This is a genomic window from Effusibacillus dendaii, assembly GCF_015097055.1.
Lineage (GTDB): Bacteria > Bacillota > Bacilli > Tumebacillales > Effusibacillaceae > Effusibacillus > Effusibacillus dendaii.
Map to the genome: position 1 here is coordinate 1,943,642 of NZ_AP023366.1, position 16,311 is coordinate 1,959,952.

Genomic DNA, 16,311 nt, shown 5'->3' on the forward strand with positions numbered 1-16,311 from the left:
GTACACGCTAAAATCTGACCCTTGCGAGGGTTACGCCGACTGCTGCGAATCGCCTGCTTCCGGTCTTCGGCGGAACACTATCTGTTCCAGCACTATACCTGCGATCACTCCTACAATCAGCCCATTGCCCAGAAGATCTGCCAAAACGGGATTGATGCCCTGCAATGCAGTTTTTGGCAAAAACATGACGCCAATTCCAAACATCAGACTCAATCCGATGGTCATTACATTGCGAGGCTCCATTTGCACCGTTTGCAAATCGCGCAGACCGAATCCGACCAACTGGGTAAACGTCACGAACAACACGGCATATCCCACAGGCACCGGGATTGCCGCAAACAGCAGCCCAATAAACGGAAAAAAGCCCAGCGAAATCATCAAAAATGAGGCGATCACAAACGGCAGCCGGGCGGCCATCCCGGTCATTTCAATCACACCTGCCGCAATCGACAAGGGAACAAGACCCACGACCCCTCCCATCCCCGATAAAAAATGGGCCACACCGGTCATTTGCCCACCTCTGTTCAAAGACCGTTTGGTCGGCTCTTCGCCTGCCGCTTTGGCAGTCACCGAAATGCTGGTGATCAAATTGCTAATCAAAATCAAGCCTGTCAAGATGGAGATAAACACAATTCCCCAATCTAAACGCGGGGTTCCCCAAAACAGCAGATGAGGAACGGTAAACCAGCTGTCCGCTTTTTGCACAGGGGCAGCCCAACCTAACAGAATATAAATCAGCCATCCGGTCAAAAGCGCAATCAAAATGGAAAACGTTCGAAACCATTTCCAGCGTGACTGGCTCAGCCAAATCGTCAGCGCCAACACCAGTAACGCGACCAGAGCTGTACCCGCTTGAATTTTGCCCGATTGGCCAACCCCCAGCATCCCCTGAACGAATGTACCGCTCATGGAAAACGGCAGAATCAGCATAAAACAGCCTGAAACAAGCGGGGTAAACAGGTTTCGCAAATAATTCACCAGACCGAACAGCCCTAAAAGGAAAAGAATCATTCCAATACACATTAAACCTGCTTCCAAACTTTGCCCGACCTGAACTGCGCTTAACCCTGAGGCCATTCCAATATTCACGACGATCAGAAAAATGCCCCACCACATGCCGGCCGGCCCCTCCATAATCGGATAGCGGTGCCCAAACCAAACTTGCAAAAGGGAAACGATCCCTACCAGAAAAAAAGTCAGCTGCATAAACTGTGCCGTTTGTGCTTGATCAAGGCCAAACGCTTGGCTGATCACCAATGGTACAACCAGCGAACTGGTCAACGTAATCATAAACCACTGTACGGCACTTACAACCGTCATCCAAAGCGGCGGTTTTTGATCCAACCGATAAAGCAGAGAAGACATCCCATTTTCCCCGTCCTTTCAAAAAATGTCCGACTTCCACTCCCTATTCTACATGTTCCTCTGAGATTCTGCCGGATAGCTGATTCAATTTATCAACGAACCATTTAAATAGCAGAAACATGGCAACATAAATCGGAAAGGAATAAATGTGTTTCCAAACAAATGGATATAAATTCCGAGGGCCACCAGTAGAGGTTCCGCCAGAAAAGCAAACACGGCGCCCATTACCGCACTTACCCAAATGTACGTTTTCCAGCGAGTAACGTATTGGTACACCAACATATAAAAACAGGGAGAATGGCATCCACGCAAAACAGCCGCGACCCCCAGGGCAGGACCATATAGGGAATCCCACAGTCTAAAACGAAAAGACGACATGTGAATCCAATACTCCAATCTCAACATACTGAGTTGTCTTTGCATCCTATCAATATCTTCAAAGGAAGGAGGATGTGTTCTCATAGATAGTGATTCTCCATCGTCTCGAATGAATTGTCTTTGCAGGTGGCCCGCCTCTGTTAGATTGCACTGCGGATTTTGCTGACATTCACAGTCCTTTCTTTATTTTCGTTCATACTTTGCTATCACTTTCCGAAAGCTGGTTCCATTTGTTTCCCAGAGTGGGAGGTCGGTACTGTTTTAATTTCTGGATGAGTGTACCTGCATCAGAAGCCGCAATCAAAAGCTGTTTATGTACGTCTTTGACAAAACCGGCATTTACAGCGTGTTCGATCATCCCGATAAGAGGCGTGTAATAGTCAGCAATATTCAAAACACCGATCGGTTTTTGATGAATCCCAAGCTGGGACCAGCTTGCTGCTTCGAACAGTTCCTCAAAAGTACCGAGTCCTCCAGGCAATGCGATATACGCATCGGCCAGCTTGCCCATAACCGCCTTTCTTTCGTGCATATCTTTCACTTCAATCAGTTCGGACAAATCGGTATGCACCAGTTCCCCACGAAACAACCCGGTGGGCATGACTCCGATCACCCTGCCCCCATGTTCAAGCACCTTGTTTGCTACTTCCCCCATGAGGCCAACTTTTGAACCTCCATAGACCAATTCCAGGCCGTTTTTGACAATCTCCTCCCCTAGTCGGACAGCGCTCTGTCTGTAATCCGGGTGGGTACCCAAGTTCGAACCTGCAAACACACAAATCCGTTTCATTTTCCAGCCCTCCCATTCTGAAGATATAATTCCTAACTTATTTCATACTGCAGCCAATTGGAGCGTTGTCCCCCATCTTCTCATACAACGATTGAGCACCAGGTTATCCTTAGCCGTTTCCCAGGTCATATAAGCAAAATCATGCTTCGTATATAGGACAAACATGTTTGGAAACAGTCTTTCTCCCACTTTTTGCCCTCTCATAACCGGTGCAACAAATAAATCGTTTAAAATAGCAGCTTTTTTTACCTGTAAGGTATTCACATCGCTCATTCATATTCTCTCCTGATCTTATTGGTGAGAAGACGGCACCAAGTTTTATTGTAAACAGATGTTATGTGCATACGTCAACAAACGAAAGAAGCAGGAAGGGTCATTCCCTGCTTCCGAAGACTTCTCCCTGCCCGGGAAAATGCTCCTTGTCCGTATCTCCCATCCTTTTATCCTTCTATACGGATAACGGTTACGAATATGCCGGTTAAAATGCGAAATGTATGTGCTTTTATCACTTGCCTCCACTTCTTCTTGTTTGATGACGGGCCACTTTAACTCGGTTTCCGCAAATTTTCATTGAGCACCATTTACGCCGACCGCTGGCGTCCATAAATAATAAAACACAATCGGGGTTTCCACAGTGGTGAAGGGTCAGTAAATCTCCTGTCGACAGTAAACGCAATGCATCAAACGCTATAAGGGACACTAGTGCATCGGCCGGATGACCGATTGGAATGGGAATCAGTTTTTCCAAGATCATCTTGTACGAAAATGGCGCCTTCGCTATTCGCTGCTCCAAGTGAAATTGCCATTCCTCCGCCACTTGGCCCCCATCGGCGATTCTTTCAAATCCTTTTCTCAAAAAGACGCGTAAATCTCGTACCGAATCTAAAGCCACCGACGACAACCGGTTTACATCACAACCGAACTGCTGGGTGAACAAAGCACCTCTTTCTTGCATTGTTTCAATCCAGTACATGAGATCCGCTTCAGACTCCAGCAAATCATGGCGCACACCCCGTCGTACAATCTCAGTGTTTACCAGATCAACTGAAAGGTATCCGGAAATAAGTGGAAACTCCTCACGATCAGACATTTTGCTTCCTCCTGTATGTTCAAAACATAATTTCGCACAGTAAACTAACTCCATAGTATATGATTGACAGGTTAATTAAAACCGCTTATTATACTAACCATAATAATCAACATTAAGAGGTTAGTTAAGGAGAGATATTATGAACACACCTTTTCTAGGCCCCCGTATTGTTTTTGTAACTTTCCTCACCCTTGTCGGTGCATTCGGGCTAAATTTGTCTGCTGGCCAATTTTTTTCTCCTCTCCATGAGACGTATGACTGGAGTTTGACTACTCTAAGTCTCGCCGTTTCCTTGAATATGCTGACGTGGGGAATTTTTCAGCCCATAATAGGCCGCATGATAGACCGGTTTGGTCCGAAACCGGTCATTGCGGGGAGTGCCGCACTCATGGGTGTTGCATTCTTGCTCTGTTCGACGATCACACAAATCTGGCAGTTTTTTGTGTATTACGGCATTCTTACAGCTGTTGGATTTGCGGGGTGCGGATCGATGGCCAACTCGGTCCTGGTCTCCCGTTGGTATGTGCAAAAGCGTGCCATCATGTTAGCCAGAAGTTCAATGGGCATGAATATTGGACAATTATTGCTCTTGCCCCTGACCGGCATTCTGGTCGCATACAGCAACTTTCGGATTGCATTTGTTGTACTCGGGTTAATCATGTTGCTGATCATTGTTCCGGCGGTCCTCCTGGGAACAAAAAACAGACCGCAATTGATTGGTCAGACACCGGATGGGGACCCCGCCTCAACGGTTACGCCCCTCAGAAGCGCACCGCTGTCAGAGGCCATTCGCAGCCGTGAATTCTGGTTAGCCAGTTTAGCGTTTGTTACTTGTGGATACTCGCTGTATATGGTCACCATCCATCTGCCTAAATTCGCCGCGGATCTGGGGGGTGGGCTTGCACTTGGCGGACGGCTTCTTGGAATTTCTGCTGCCGCCAGCGCAGTATCTATGTGGATCACAGGCCAATTTTCCAAAACTTATGGAAAGAGAACATTGCTAATATGGCTGTACACGATCCGTGCTGCAGCGCTTGCGTGGTTGGCTGTGTCCACGAATATTTGGCAACTCTATGTATTTGCGATTCTCTATGGAATTTCTTCAATGCCTATCATTCCTCTTGTCACTGGAATTATCAGCGATCGATTTGGTGCAAACGCACTGGGGAGTATTCTAGGTTCGACGTGGTTGCTTCATCAGATTTTTGCAGCCGTTGGCGTTTTTCTGGGAGGATATCTCCGGGCAGTTACGGGGAGCTATACTCTGCCCTTTTGGACCGGTGCAATCGTTTTAATCATGGGGACTCTGCTTACTGCAGCGCTTCATGAACCGCCGATACGCGAGCAGACAAAAACACAAGTTGCGCATTAATAGAAGAAGCCAAAGTTACACTTAGAGTATCGCACGCTTCGAAGTCAGAATTTCCGATAATCAAAGCAAAAAGGCCTTGCACCTGGAATGCAAGGCCCTGGTTTATCTTCGCGCCCTCTTATAGCTTGAACTTTGACAATATCATTTGCATATCCTCTGCCAGTCGGGACAAGGATTGCGCCGAAGATGCGACTTCCTCCATCGTGGCCAATTGCTCCTGGCTGGATGCGGACGTCTGTTGACTCGCACTGGCACCGTCTTCTGCAGATTTGGTCACAATCTCGATCACTCTGACAATCTGCTGACTGCCTGCAGCCATCTGGTCAATGGCAGATGACACTCCCTGTACTTTACTGGTTACATCCGACACAGCTCCATTGATCGTGTAAAATGCATCATTCACCTGCTGAGTTTTTGCCAACCCGTCCGTTACTTTTTCAGCCCCTTGTTGCATGGAAACGACTGCATTGTCAGTTTCTTTCTGGATCACTCCGATCAACTCCGCAATCTGCTGCGCCGAATTTCCGGATTGTTCCGCGAGCTTGCGTACCTCGTCTGCAACAACCGCAAATCCTCGTCCCATCTCACCAGCGCGTGCCGCTTCAATCGCTGCATTAAGCGCCAGCAAATTGGTTTGGTTTGCAATATCGGTGATCATCCCCACAATATTGCCAATCTCTTGCGAACGGGCGCCAAGGTTTTTAATAATGGCCGCTGTCTCTTGCACTGATACATTGATTTCATTCATTTGACTGAGCACCGCATTGACTGCTTTTACGCCATCTGCCGAGGAATTCGACGCATTGTCTGCCAGCTTTGAAACTTCTTCACTGTTAGCGGCGATCTGCTGAATACTCGCTGACATTTGGTTTACAGCGGTTGCTGCTTCTGTAACGCTTTGAAGCTGACTTTCCGCACCTGCTGCAAGTTGTTGCGTTGCGGAAGCGATTTGTTCCGTCGCCTGCGTAGTCTGATCGGCACTTGCCGTTAATTCCTCGGAAGCGGCAGCTACCTGTTCGGAACTGGAACGAACCTGCGTGATTAAACTGCGGAGATTTTCCACCATTTGATTGAAGGAATTAGCCAGATCCCCGATCTCATCCCGGTTCTTCACTCTAATTCTGTCCGCGGTCAGGTCTCCGGAAGCGATTCGTTCGGCTGCTTCCGCCATCTTGCTCATCGGTTTGGAGATCATACGGGAAATGACGAATCCGATCGCAATCGCCAGCAGAAATGCAATCACGCTTATAACAAGAACGGTTACAGTTGTAGAATCGACTATCGCCGTGTTGGCTTTACTGCCTTCGTCCATCAATTTCGCTTGCCGATCAGCCATTGCATTTGCTTGAGTTCCCATTTCTCTTCCCAATGGAATTACTTCACTATTGGCTATTCGGATAGCCTCATCCGGATTTGTTTGCATCAATTTTATGATTTGATCCGATTGGTTTTTGAACTGCGAGTTTAATTGACCCAGTTTTTTAAGCAGGTCTTTTTGATCCGAAGTTGTGACCATACTCATTGTTTTATTGATCAAATCATCCAAGGTTGTAGTGGCTGTTTGCAGATTTTTCAAAGTGGTTTGATCTTGTGTCATCAAATAACCACGCAAACTGCTGTTTAGTTGGATCGCATTCACCTGAATGTCTTTTGCATTTACCTGGACGGCTGCCCGCCTGTCAACGAGGTCCGAATAGGAATTGTCAATCTTTTTTATGGAGTAGTAGGATATTCCACTTACAATCCCTAGCAAGAGTGCAACGGCCAAGAATCCGCCAATCAGCTTTTTTCCGATCGTCATCTTCATAACAGGACACCTCATTCGTTATATTTTTTGTATCAAGGAGCAACTCGTTCCAGCATTACATCCAATACAAAATTCAACACGTATCCCAAATGAGACCGTAAGTTATGCTGAGATTCCGCTCGCTACACAAGGTTACTTTCATCTCTGATTCATGCCGATAATCGATTCACAGCTTCCAGTAAGGAATTTTCATCTTTAATGCTTACAAAAAGGTTTGTACAATGAGTCGTACAAGACGAGTTGTTGTTCGACGTTTTTTTTACTAAATTCGACAAGCCTAACAATTCACATTATAATTCCAAAGGAAAAACTTTACAATTGACTTTACGAAATTATTGCAATTCATTTGTTAAAATATATCTTTAAGATAATCTTCCACAAAATCGGGAGCCGATTTTTTCATTTGTTCCACCGTATGTAAATACCGTTGGGTAGTAGTGATTTGAGAATGTCCAAGAGTTTCCTGAACCTGCTGCAATGAAGCCCCACGAAGTAAAGCTAGTGTAGCGTTGGTATGCCGCAGCCAGTGCGGAGTCACTTTTTTGCCCAACTTGCCTTGTTCACGGGCTCTTTGAATAATCCGCTCCACTTGTCTGATTGTTAAAGGAAACAACAGTTGATTTGCATCTCGATCTTTTTCTTGTTGCTGCGAATAAAAAGGAAGTTGGCGAAACAGATTCCATAGTGTTCGCGGCACTTTGACTTCACGCTGCTTCCCGCCCTTCCCCTCCACTACCGTTAACCAAACCGTAGTTTCCGAAGGATCGGTATGAAAATGCCCCCACCGAATAGAAACCAATTCTGAGACCCTTAGGCCTAATAAAACAAGAGTCAAACCTATCAGATAATCACGGTATCCCTGTTTTTTCAGTTGGTTGATAAGATGGGCAACCTCCCGCTTGGTCAGATAGTGGCTCTTGCTGGTTACCGGTACTTTAGGTGTGTGTACGGATGTTGTAGGATTATGGGGGAAAACTCCAATATTTGGGTCGCTCCCCCATTTGTATAAGGAGCGAAGCGGGTCGATCATACTGGCAACTGTAGCAGGTGCCAGAGGTCTATATTTCTTATTGCAAAATCCTTGCTCCAAGGAGATCTTAAACATTTCAATTTCTTTCCAAGTGACTTCACGTAATGGTTTGAAAGCGATAAATTGACGAAATTGAACGATGGCACGCATATAGTTGCGAAGGGTATATTTAGATCGCTGCCGTGTGGCCAAAAACATACCGATAATTTGTTCATCCGAATACTCTTTGGTGTACTCCATTTGATTGGAGGACTCAATTGATAGGATCCCCTGCTGTATCATTACTTTTCCTCCTCCTGACTTGTTTGTCGAACAACAACTCGTCTTGTACGACTCAGGTTCTTGCGGAAGCGCTACAAGATCCATATAGCATATTAAAGTTGGTATCAGCCCCAAAGACGTCATAAAGATAAAAGCTGTCCATCACAATTCGCTTAACAAGCAGTCTTCCAGCAGTTCACCCATTCCGACCGCTCCTTAGGGATTGGAACGGTTTTCGATTGGGAATCGTACAGTCAGTTTCGTCCCGATTCCCTCTTTACTGGAAATTTTTCGATTGATCCTGCGTGTAACTCGACGATTTTTTGGCTATCGCCAACCCTAGGCCAACGCCGCCCGTTTTCCGATTTCTCGCTTGATCCACGCGATAGAAACGTTCAAACACATGAGGAATTTCTTCTTCAATGCCGATTCCCTGGTCGATAATATGGATCGTTACCACTTGCTGCTCCGCTTCGATACTCAGCCAAATCTCCTTGTCACTGTATTTAATCGCATTGTCCAAAAGGATGATCAGCAATTGTTTGATTTTCTCCGGGGTAGACAACACTTAAACAACGTCCAGTTTGCGAAAGGTACCTTTTATTTGTATGTCTCTCATTGTACCTGCCAGATGATGAATCGGCCGCAAGAGGATTTTGTATAAAAAAAACTCCAAATCACTGATAAGGCAATAATTCCCGCAGAAGTGCACAGTTAAACAGGGAGCAGCATACCGAAGTAACTATCGAGGGATTCCAGTATTTTCCGGCTTCCAGCACACCTACTTGCTGGTTATTTTGAATGATTGGAACTTGCATATATCCTACTATTTCCCGATCTATCTTTACAATTTCCGAGTGGGCAGTCGTTTGATAGACGAACAGTTTTTTCAATAAAGCCTGGTCAGAATAAATTTCTCTGACGAGACTTGAATCTTTCCCGATAATGCGTGTCATTTCGTCGGACCCGAGGTACCGTTCCAACAAGTTGGAGTCTTGCCAATGTTCCGGATGGCGGATCTCATCCTTCTGTAAAAGTGTATCGGTTAACTCAAATTAAACAGGACAAGAATTAGGAACAGCCAAGTCGTGGTCAACAGGATCGATCTCGTTTTTAAGCTCATGTTCTTGGCTCTCCAATAAAATATCCAATTCCCCGACTTGTCTGTCCCAGGATTCCGAAAGAGCGAGATCCAACCCTTTCCGTCCGTCTTCCGCAAGACGAACCTTGTATCCTTCATGCAGAAGTTCTAACTGCAGAACCCGAGCCATTTTGGCTTCATCCTCAATAAGCTAGATTTCGCCTTGCATGGCTCCCATCTCCTGTTCGAATCGCTTTACCCATGTGTTTATTTATTTTATGAAAAACGAACTGTAACCGTACATACTATAATAAACCTGCCTCCCGCAATAAATTGCGTACAATATCCATTTGGTATCTGATTCGAACTGAAAGAGGCAAATTTATCGATGTTTCGACGGTGATTGCCCGGCAACCTAATAACTGCCCGACAGCCGTACGAAAGGAGCCCCGCAAAATGCCTTGACGAACCGTAAAACGTCTCGCAGAACGGACAATCGACCGGTTGATACGTTGAGTTACCCGTGTTGCAAGGTTCACTGACCCAGGATAGCAGATCAACGACTGCCCCAGTTTTTTATTATCCAATCGGGAAAATCCGTTTGCCTCATGGAGATCTATGCAAAATTCCGGTCGGAAACGCATCGTTAATTGAAATAAATTCGCCGCCAGCGGATGACTTGACTTGCGAACGTCCTTGTAAGGAAATGTGCGATTCAAATCGGGACATCCTGCATAGCCTCGGGTACGTCGTCTATAAGCCAGTACGTTGACCATTGGCACGAGAATCAATACTCCCTTTTTAACGGGAATCGTTTGTAGTTTTTGAGCAGCCAGCACTCCGGCGATTTCAGTGCCATGAATGCCTGCCGTTATCATACAAACCGGTCCTTTCATACTTCCGCGTAGAACATAATAATCCGTTTCAAACGGAGTACCTATAGCTAACCGGTGTTTCATTATGCGCACGAAATCACACCCTTCCATCTGATCGCTGATTTCTTTTTTGAATCTTCTACTAATAAATGTTAGAGGATTCGTAATGGGAAGGGACAAATGGGATAATTTCTACCAAGACATTTCTCATCATTTTTTTCATTTTTAAATCACAAAAAAGACCCGCCTGTAACCAGCGAGTCTTTCTAACATTGCTTCAACCCGTTCTTTTGGTCAAACTCCATCGGTGGATCGTTGCTTACAGTAATTGCCGACTGAAAGCCCACGGTTTTAATCGCGGGATGAAAGACAGCTTTTCTTTTTGTTTGTTTGTTGCAGTTTATTATTAAACTGATACCATGGTTGTATGGGACAAGAGTATCGACGTACAGCTACCACCGTATCTCTCATTCACTCCCATTTCGTTTTCTGCCCTCGTTATCGAAGAAAAGTATTAGTCGAACAGGTGGAAACTCGATTCAAGGAACTGTGGGCTGAATATGCCAAAAGAATGACTGGTTTATTCCTACTGATTCTCCATCAGACGTAATGGCAAAAGTGAACGGAGTGACCTCTCGAATAGTAAGGCAAGAGTTTAAGCATCTTGCTCATTTGCCCAGTCTGTGGACACGCTTTTTTTTCGTAAGTACAGCAGGAAACGTATCAAACGAAACAGTAAAGCGTTATGTGGAAGAACAAAAGAAAAGGGGGTGAACACATGCAACCCTTAACCGTTAAGATTCGCATCTTTCCTGAACAACCAGACGTGCTTCATCAACCGGGAAAAGAGTATATTCGGGTAGTCAAACAGCTAACCGAGCAGGGTGATCAACTTGGTGCATTTCCGCAGGTGACTACAAAAGATGTAGAAACAATACTTCCAGCTGCCGTTTGTAATCAAGCCATTCGTGATGCCAAAAGCGTTTTTCGTAAAATCAAGAAACCGGGTGTTCGACCGATTCTAAAAAAGCCCGTATACTTCGTAAACAACCAAAACTACTCTATATCCGAAAATACAATTGCTTTTCCTATCGTTGTAGATGGAAAGACAAAGGAAACGGCGTTTCGGGCTACAACGACTCGTCGGGACAGGGAGTTGTTAGAAAATGCCAAGTTTGGATTGATGCGAGTGGTTGAAAAGTCGGGCAAATGGTACGCTCAATTTCGTTAGAAGTACCAACAAGCAAATCAAACAGTGAAAATATCATGGGCATTGATCTTGGATTGAAAGTTCCTGCTGTTGCTGCAACTTCGACAGGAAAAACTCGCTTCTTCGGGAACGGCAAACAGAACAAGTACATACGAAGAAAGCACCAACAACGTAGACGTAAATTAGGGAAACTCAAAAAGTTGTCAGCCATCCGAAAGTTAGGAAACAAGGAACAACGCTCGATGAAAGATCAGAACCACAAGATGAGTCGTCAAATTGTCAACATGGCGATTCAAGAAGGTGTATCCATGATAAAGCTTGAGCGACTGGAGAATATTCGCAAAACGGCAAGAACAAGCCGTAAAAACGCAAGAATCTGTATAGTTGGGCTTTCTATCAACTTCAGCAGTTCATCTCCTACAAGGCAAACCTTGTCGGTATTCGTGTAGAGGGAGTAAATCCAACGTACACATCCCAAACATGCCCGGTATGTGGGAAGAAGAAGAAAGCAAAAGACCGAAGGTACAGATGTTCATGCGGATTCAATACTCATCGTGATCGGGTTGGTGCAATCAATATCTTGAACCAACCTGTGGCAGATGATAACAGTCTGCCAGCCTAGCGATCTATACGATCTGCGCCAGGACGGACTGATGAGACAGCCCTGAACTTTTGGGAACTACGGATAGCAGAAATGCACTTCCGTCTACCACCCAAGAATCCCACTGATACCGAAGGTGGCAGCTTGCCCCTTTAGGGGTGGGAGTCTCAATGCTCATTAGATCTTGCTTTGAGTCCCCGCATATATTCTTCCATGTTGTGATGAAGATGCTCCTTCATCAATTTCTCCGCAGCATCTGCATCACCGGAAGAAATCGCCTCACAAATTTTGTCATGCTCGTCATGCAAGCATGGGTGGCTTTTTACGATTTGGTGACGACATAGGAGGATCAGTGATCTCATCTTTTCAAGCACATCGATCATCCGTTTATTCCCGCTTGCCTTAACAATAAGATCATGAAAAACGGTGTTCGCTTTTAATGCCTCTTCAAACGAACCCTCTTTCGCTTGCTGCACTGTTTTTTGGAGTTCCTTTTTCTCCGCTTCCGTAAAAGAAACTGCTGCACAGCGCGCGGAATACCCCTCCAGCAACATTCGAATCTCATAGCTATCCCGCAAATCATCTTCGGAAGGCTCGATCACCATATTTTCCTGGACAAGACCATCTTGCTCCAAACGCTTAATCGACTCACGAATCGGGGTTCTGCTGACTCCCATTTGGGCAGCCAGTTTCTCCTCAACAAGTTTCGTCCCTGGCGTAAGTATACCTTCTATAATCATATTGCGGAGAATTTCGTAGGCTTGCTGATGCATTGGTTCATACTTTCGAATTTGCATTTTCATAGCGATCTCCGAGCCTCCAAAATACAGATAAACCTATTCACATTATACTTTTTTTCCGACAGAAAAAACACTATGTACTTTGTATACAGAATACGATATTCTTATGTTAGTACCCAATTAGAAAGGTGGTCAATTCGATGTCTAAACATTACCGTATTGGTCTAATTGTTCCGAGTTCAAATACTACCATGGAAACAGAAATTCCGATGATGCTGCAATGGCGCATGAAGCAGATTCAGGAGGAAACTTTCACTTTCCACTCGAGCCGGATGCGCATGATGCACGTTAATCCTGAAGAGTTGAAAGCCATGGACGTTGAGAGCGATCGTTGCGCAGTTGAACTGTCCGATGCACGCTGTGATGTTCTTGCGTATGCATGTTTGGTCGCGATCATGTGTCAAGGACCTGGCTATCACAAAACTTCTGAAGAACGTCTATCGAAACGAACGGTTGAAAACGGCGGAGCCGCTCCTGTAATCAGCAGTGCAGGCGCTCTTGTCGACGGCATCCATACGATCGGCGCAAAGAAGATCGCTTTAATTGCACCCTATATGAAGCCGCTGACAAACACAGTCATTGAGTACATTACCTCCAGCGATATCGAGGTCACGGACTCGATCAGCCTTGAAATTCCGGATAACCTGGAAGTTGGCCGTCAAGATCCGATGAATCTGCTTGAAATCGTAAAAAGACTGGATCACAGTCAAGCAGATGCGGTCGTGTTGTCCGCCTGTGTCCAGATGCCTTCTTTGGCCGCTATCCAAAAAGTAGAGGATCAAATCGGCAAGCCTGTCTTGTCCGCTGCTACTTCTACCGTCTATAAAATCCTCAAAACGCTTAATCTGAAGGCTGTTGTGCCGAATGCTGGACATTTGCTCTCCGGAAAATACTAAGAACCATATACCAACAAGGACCGTTTCGATAGCTGAAGCGGTCCTCTTTTTTGCGAAACTGCCTTTTACAATAGGAGAGTCCCGAGTAAACCCAGCCCGTACGATACAACCCCGACGATAATACCGGCGGCAGTCATCTCTAATCCACTCGCCCACCAACTTCTTACCGTGATAAGACTTTTCGCAGCCCCTACTGCAAAATGGGCCAATATGCTTACTACGGCTGCCGTCACCATAGCAGGTAACCCCGATAAGAAGAAGAACGGGATCAGCGGAATAATTCCTCCTATGAAAGTGGAAATGCAACCGTAAAGAGCAGAAGTCCATGGGTTAGCAGCAGTCGATTCATGAATTCCCAATTCCTCTTGTGCCATGGCCTTAACGAATTGTTCAGGGTCGCTGGCAATCCGGTTTGCGATCTGTTTCGATTCTTCTTGTGAAAACCCCTTTAATTCATATAACAGGGCCAGCTCTTCCTTTTCGTGTTCCGGATCTTCTTGTACCTCACGTCGTTCGTGTATAAGTTCACTCTCCATAAGCTCGTTTTCCGATTTTGTTGCAAGCCATGCTCCCGCGCCCATCGATAACGTACTGGCAAGAGCGCCGAAAAATCCGGATACGAGTATAGTATGGCTATCGTTCGTATAACCCGCGACCCCTGCGATAATGCCAAAAATAGCCCCGAGTCCATCATTTACACCATAGATGGCATCTCCCACCCAATCTCCCGTTTTCTGTTTATGCCAACGTTCTTTCCTCCAAATGTTGTTTAACACGTTCGAAATACTTGGAGTGGATCGAGTTAACGAATTTACTGTAGTTTCATGTTCCGCTTCATCTTCTTCAATTTTATCTAGAATTTGCAGTAAGTTTTCATCAGCCAACAGGTTTCTTTGCGATTGGTACCACGTTGCATTACTCTGTTCAATATCGAACAATTTTTTCATCAAATTGGTTGTCTTTAGATCATTAGGCACTTTGATAACAGGCAGTTGAGACAAATCGTATCCGAGTTCGGTTAATTGCTTTTCCCATAATATCGCATGTTCCTTCTCAATTTCCGCAAGACGAAGCAAAATATTATGTTTTTTCGGGTTTGGCTCTTGCCTCGCTGCCAGTTCATACAGTTGTACAGCTTCCATTTCGCGCCGCCAGTTTTCAATCAAAAGTTTCTTTTTGAGATCAAGATTTGAATCCATGAAAACAATCACCTCCTGTAACGGTAGAAAAAAGGTAAGCCTACATATTATACGTTACCTAATATGTGCTTACCTTTTATTTTTGGATTTTTTTTTGTAAGGCCTTGATACTTTGATCTATCGTGAGTTAATTCCCGCTTGTAAGTTCAGTTCCCTTCGTTTCGCGAATCGTAAAGACCATAAAACCTGCAATAAAGTAAGCAATGGCTGCAATTGAAATTGCTACCGAGAACGGAAGCGAAAAGGTTGTCAGCAAGATCGGAACGAGTTTAATGCCCGCAATCGATCCAACACGTCCAAAGTTAAAGCAGAAGCCGGCGGCCGTTGAACGAATGCTGGTTGGAAACAACTCGGAATACCAAGCTCCAAATCCGCTGAAGTAGCCCGTGAAAAATCCGAGCAATGCAGAGATAATGCCCAAGTATATGACATTGCCTCCCGTGAGTATCAATTTCCCGTTAGTCAATGGCATGTGGCTCGCGGTGTAGGTAAAGACGGGAACCATTATCGTCATGCCAAAAAAGAAAAACGCAAAAGCTTTCACTCGGCCCCATGATTCTGCCATATACCCATATACAATGTATCCAATAATACCGCCAATTCCTGTCCAAACAAGGAACACTGGCGCCTGGTCAATACGGATGCCAAGCACATTTTGCAAGAAGGACGGAGCAAACGTCATAACGATCCAATAACCAAGCATCGCTAAGATGGAAATCAGCAGAGCCAATATCGTAACTTTTAAATGTTCCGGTTTAAAGATTTCAAACAGCCCTGCGTTTTTGGTCTGCTTTACGTATCCACGATTGGCAAGCCAAACAGGCGATTCCTTCACAAAGAATAAGATAAATAACAAAGTTGCAAACGCTGGGATACTCGCGTATATAAACAACGTTCTCCACGACTCGGGATCACTCGGGTTCAAAATGGTCCAGGCAAAAATCGCAGCCAAGAGATTGCCGCCCGACCATCCGGTTTGCATGAACGCCAGTGCTTTAGCTCTCCCTTCGGGGCGCCATATTTCTGAAATCAATGCGGCACCAGCTGACCAAAGCCCACCGACAGCGATCCCCACAATAAAGCGGTAGATGTTTAATTCCGTCACACTATGTGCATATCCACACGCCAAAGTACCTAATCCGTAACCCAATACAGATAAGAGAAGCGTTTTTTTTGCGACCAATGCGGTCTGAAATATTCCCTAGCAAGTAACCACCTATGCCCGTTGCTAACAAAAACCAGGCAACTGTGGAAACGACATCGTTCAAACCTACTTTGAAAGTTTTGGCAATTGCCATGATGACGAAACTGAAAATCCCCGCGTCCAGCGCATCAAACAACCATCCTGCCCATGTACCAATCAAGGTCAGATAGGCGTTTCCTTTTTTTGTTACGGGTGTATTCACAACTGCGTTTGTTTCCATAAGTGATCCTCCTGTTCTCTCTCGTCAACACTTGTCCCATTCAAGTGCATAACACACCCCACGAGTTGTTAACGCTTTCATTTACAACTATCTGATTTTTTATAAAATAAGAATACCGTATTCTGTATACAA

Annotated in this window: 16 protein-coding genes and 2 pseudogenes; 4 read left to right on the plus strand and 14 right to left on the minus strand. The window is 45.3% G+C overall.

The window, feature by feature from the left end; translation table 11 throughout:
• Positions 1-30 precede the first annotated feature (30 nt).
• The 4 genes from skT53_RS10545 to skT53_RS10560 form a co-directional block, all read right to left on the minus strand.
• Positions 31-1,365 carry a purine/pyrimidine permease gene (locus skT53_RS10545; RefSeq protein WP_200756710.1) on the minus strand — a complete coding sequence of 445 codons (1,335 nt, stop codon included), beginning with the start codon at positions 1,363-1,365 and terminating at the stop codon, positions 31-33.
• A gap of 571 nt (positions 1,366-1,936) precedes the next feature.
• A complete protein-coding gene (locus skT53_RS10550) occupies positions 1,937-2,533 on the minus strand; it encodes an LOG family protein (RefSeq protein WP_200756712.1) in 597 nt (198 codons plus the stop codon).
• A gap of 42 nt (positions 2,534-2,575) precedes the next feature.
• On the minus strand, positions 2,576-2,806 hold the full coding sequence (locus tag skT53_RS10555; protein WP_200756713.1) for an N-acetyltransferase: 231 nt from the start codon (positions 2,804-2,806) through the stop codon (positions 2,576-2,578).
• Between the two features lie 232 nt (positions 2,807-3,038).
• Complete coding sequence (locus tag skT53_RS10560) at positions 3,039-3,623, minus strand: CGNR zinc finger domain-containing protein (protein ID WP_200756715.1); 585 nt, start codon at positions 3,621-3,623, stop codon at positions 3,039-3,041.
• Between the two features lie 139 nt (positions 3,624-3,762).
• Here skT53_RS10560 and skT53_RS10565 point away from each other — a divergent pair, with 139 nt between their 5' ends.
• On the plus strand, positions 3,763-4,995 hold the full coding sequence (locus skT53_RS10565; RefSeq protein WP_200756717.1) for an MFS transporter: 1,233 nt from the start codon (positions 3,763-3,765) through the stop codon (positions 4,993-4,995).
• A gap of 118 nt (positions 4,996-5,113) precedes the next feature.
• Here the strand turns inward: skT53_RS10565 and skT53_RS10570 are convergent, their stop codons facing one another.
• The 6 genes from skT53_RS10570 to skT53_RS10595 form a co-directional block, all read right to left on the minus strand.
• Positions 5,114-6,802 (minus strand): methyl-accepting chemotaxis protein, encoded by a 1,689-nt coding sequence (locus skT53_RS10570; RefSeq protein WP_200756719.1) that lies wholly within the window; start codon positions 6,800-6,802, stop codon positions 5,114-5,116.
• 349 nt (positions 6,803-7,151) lie between these two features.
• Positions 7,152-8,114 carry a tyrosine-type recombinase/integrase gene (locus skT53_RS10575; protein WP_200756721.1) on the minus strand — a complete coding sequence of 321 codons (963 nt, stop codon included), beginning with the start codon at positions 8,112-8,114 and terminating at the stop codon, positions 7,152-7,154.
• A gap of 256 nt (positions 8,115-8,370) precedes the next feature.
• A complete protein-coding gene (locus skT53_RS10580; RefSeq protein WP_200756723.1) occupies positions 8,371-8,661 on the minus strand; it encodes a sensor histidine kinase in 291 nt (96 codons plus the stop codon).
• A 109-nt stretch (positions 8,662-8,770) separates the two neighbouring features.
• Positions 8,771-9,049, minus strand: coding sequence for a hypothetical protein (locus tag skT53_RS10585; RefSeq protein ID WP_200756725.1), 279 nt, complete (start codon positions 9,047-9,049; stop codon positions 8,771-8,773).
• Positions 9,050-9,148: 99 nt separating this feature from the next.
• Positions 9,149-9,364: a response regulator gene (locus tag skT53_RS10590; RefSeq protein WP_200756727.1), complete on the minus strand. Its 216-nt coding sequence runs from the start codon at positions 9,362-9,364 to the stop codon at positions 9,149-9,151.
• A 115-nt stretch (positions 9,365-9,479) separates the two neighbouring features.
• Positions 9,480-10,133: a M14 family metallopeptidase gene (locus tag skT53_RS10595; RefSeq protein WP_226375439.1), complete on the minus strand. Its 654-nt coding sequence runs from the start codon at positions 10,131-10,133 to the stop codon at positions 9,480-9,482.
• A 343-nt stretch (positions 10,134-10,476) separates the two neighbouring features.
• Between skT53_RS10595 and skT53_RS10600 the strand changes: the two are divergent.
• Positions 10,477-10,823 (plus strand): annotated as a pseudogene (locus skT53_RS10600) (transposase).
• 4 nt (positions 10,824-10,827) lie between these two features.
• Positions 10,828-11,881 (plus strand): annotated as a pseudogene (locus tag skT53_RS10605) (RNA-guided endonuclease InsQ/TnpB family protein).
• A gap of 146 nt (positions 11,882-12,027) precedes the next feature.
• On the opposite strand, the gene skT53_RS10610 reads toward skT53_RS10605, so the two are convergent.
• Entirely contained in the window at positions 12,028-12,663 is a 636-nt protein-coding gene (locus tag skT53_RS10610; protein WP_200756731.1) for a GntR family transcriptional regulator, read from the minus strand.
• Positions 12,664-12,800: 137 nt separating this feature from the next.
• Between skT53_RS10610 and skT53_RS10615 the strand changes: the two genes are divergently transcribed.
• Positions 12,801-13,556, plus strand: coding sequence for a maleate cis-trans isomerase family protein (locus skT53_RS10615; protein WP_200756733.1), 756 nt, complete (start codon positions 12,801-12,803; stop codon positions 13,554-13,556).
• A 65-nt stretch (positions 13,557-13,621) separates the two neighbouring features.
• Here the strand turns inward: skT53_RS10615 and skT53_RS10620 are convergent, their stop codons facing one another.
• The 3 genes from skT53_RS10620 to skT53_RS10630 form a co-directional block, all read right to left on the minus strand.
• Entirely contained in the window at positions 13,622-14,755 is a 1,134-nt protein-coding gene (locus skT53_RS10620) for a VIT1/CCC1 transporter family protein (protein ID WP_226375183.1), read from the minus strand.
• Between the two features lie 127 nt (positions 14,756-14,882).
• The gene (locus skT53_RS10625; RefSeq protein ID WP_200756735.1) at positions 14,883-15,938 is read right to left on the minus strand and encodes an MFS transporter; all 1,056 of its coding nucleotides are present in this window, start codon (positions 15,936-15,938) and stop codon (positions 14,883-14,885) included.
• Positions 15,862-16,179 carry a hypothetical protein gene (locus skT53_RS10630; protein WP_200756737.1) on the minus strand — a complete coding sequence of 106 codons (318 nt, stop codon included), beginning with the start codon at positions 16,177-16,179 and terminating at the stop codon, positions 15,862-15,864. The genes skT53_RS10625 and skT53_RS10630 overlap by 77 nt, the downstream gene beginning before the upstream one ends.
• Between the last annotated feature and the right edge of the window lie 132 nt (positions 16,180-16,311).